Annotated in this window: 2 protein-coding genes; both read left to right on the forward strand. The window is 46.9% G+C overall.

Translation table 11 applies throughout. The features are described from left to right. Positions 1 to 408 precede the first annotated feature (408 nt). The gene (locus tag ABEV74_RS22450) at positions 409 to 1,380 is read left to right on the forward strand and encodes a glycoside hydrolase family 117 protein (RefSeq protein ID WP_430149803.1); all 972 of its coding nucleotides are present in this window, start codon (positions 409 to 411) and stop codon (positions 1,378 to 1,380) included. Between the two features lie 22 nt (positions 1,381 to 1,402). After that, positions 1,403 to 2,407, forward strand: a 1,005-nt coding sequence (locus ABEV74_RS22455) for an aldehyde dehydrogenase family protein (protein WP_430149806.1), incomplete at its 3' end; no start/stop codon positions are given.

The following is a 2,407-nucleotide window of genomic DNA, read 5'->3' on the forward strand; positions in this document are numbered from 1 at the left end:
CTTAAAGGGCTTCGAGGGTAAGCTTACAAATTTAGGTAAATATCTCTTTTGTTTGGAGAATAATCAAGGCAAAGCGCTTACAGGGGCAAGGGTTCTTTATGAAGTTCGTTTTGTTCCCTTAATCAATTGCCCACACTGACTTGACACTGACTTCGTCCATATGCGAATTGACGATTTGACAAGCCGTGTATATAATGAAATAAAGTGAAACAAAGTTCCAATATTCCTGTGTTATGAAGATATATTGAAACTTCATGTTGATTTATTCTGGACTTCATCCTGGAAAGGGGTACATTCGGGTGAGAAAAGAAAGCGCGGCTACGAAGCGCGCAAAACAGTACACCAAAAATAGCGACTGGTTTTGTGAATTTCGGTATTTTCCGGTGCAGGGGCTGGAATACGAAAGGCGTGCATCGAAGGGATCCCAGTAGTGTTTTAAAAATAAATGATTTGTATTATGTCTGGTATACCAAATCTGAAGGAGAAGCTCTTGGATTTCAAACGGGAGACCCTGAAGCGAAAGTTTTTCCCTGGGATTATTCGGAGATTTGGTATGCAACTTCTCCGGACGGTGTGCACTGGACTGAACGGGGAAGGGCGGTTGGACGGGGGCCAAAAGGCTCATATGATGATCGGAGTGTTTTTACACCGGAGATACTGCACCACGGGGATAAATTTTATCTCGTTTACCAGGTTGTTCAATCCCCCTATAAGCTAAGGAGCCTTGAGAATATCGCAATGGCTGTCGCTGATTCGCCCGACGGCCCATGGCGAAAATTGGATGCACCCATTTTACGTCCGTCCAACAATGGAGAATGGTTTGGTGACGATGATAATCGTCTCACTGTGAAGCATAAAGGGGATTTTGACAGTTTAAAGGTTCATGATTATTATAACAATCAGTTCTGGTTGTATTACAAGGGTGAACAAATGGGTGAGGAGATGAACTTCGGAGGGAGAACGACCAAATGGGGAGTCGCCATAGCGGACCATCCCGAAGGTCCCTATGTTAAATCCGAGTACAACCCGGTCACCAATAGCGGACATGAAACCTGCCTTTGGCAGTATCGAGGCGGGATGGCCGCCCTGCTGACGACGGATGGCCCTGAAAAAAACACTATCCAATATGCTCATGACGGAATCAATTTCGAGATTGAAGCAGTGATCAAAAATCCGCCGGAAGCTCCCGGCCCATATCGTACGCCTGACTCCGACCGTTCTCCGTTGGAAGGCCTGCGTTGGGGACTTTGTCACGTTGTGCAGTCCAAATGGAATTATATCCAGATGTATAAAGTAGATGAAAGTTTCAAGTTCCATTATTTGAACAAAATCAATCCGGAAAGGCTTTGGCTGGGAAAATCGGCAAAACAAGATCAATGAAATAGAGAAAGGGTAATTGTTCATGGTCAAGCAATATAAGATGTTTATCCACGGGGAATGGGTGGAGTCATCTTCCGGGCGGACAATCGAAGTTGAAAACCCGGCAAATGAGGAAATTATTGCAAGCGTGCCGGCAGGGACGGAACAGGACACGATCTGTGCCCTTGAATCGGCCGAAAAAGCACAAAAGGATTGGAGAAAGCTTTCTCCGGTTACAAGAGCGGAATATATCCATGCATTGGCCATGGAATTGAAGGAAAACAAGCAGCGGATTGCAGAGATATTGACTGCCGAACAGGGAAAACCGTTGCGCGAAGCAAAGGGGGAAGTAGACGGTTCGGTGCTGTTTCTGCAATATGCGTCTGAACATGCCCGAAGAATCGAAGGGGAAATCTTGCCTTCGGAACATGAAAATGAACAGATTTGGATTCAGCGAGTCCCATATGGCGTAACGGCAGGAATTGTAGCCTGGAACTTCCCTCTGGCTCTGGCCGCGCGAAAATTGGGAAACGCCTTGGTTTGTGGCAACACCATGATCGTCAAACCGCCATCAGTAACGCCACTCGCAGTGCTTGAGCTGGCAAAACTGGCACAAAAAGTCGGTCTTCCCGCAGGCGTGCTCAACGTGATAACCGGATCGGGCAACGAAGTGGGAAGAGTGCTCGTCAGCCATCCGATCACCCGGCTGATTACGTTAACCGGCAGCACGGAAGCGGGTAAAGAGATATACCGAGCTGCTGCGGACAGGATTAAAGTCCTTCGTTTGGAATTGGGCGGAAAAGCTCCGTTTATCGTCATGGATGACGCAGATGTGGACAAAGCGGTGAAAGCAGCGGTTATTTCACGATTTACAAATGGCGGGCAAGTCTGCACCTGCAATGAACGAATGTATATCCATGAGTCGATCTATGATGAATTCATGGAAAAATTTGTTTCAGAAGTTCAAAAATTGAGCGTGGGTGACCCGATGAAGGATCCCGACATCGGTCCAAAAGTCAGCCGCGCAGAATTGGAAAAACTGGAACAA

The sequence above is a fragment of the Paenibacillus cisolokensis genome, assembly GCF_050481165.1.
Taxonomy (GTDB): domain Bacteria; phylum Bacillota; class Bacilli; order Paenibacillales; family Paenibacillaceae; genus Paenibacillus_AH; species Paenibacillus_AH cisolokensis.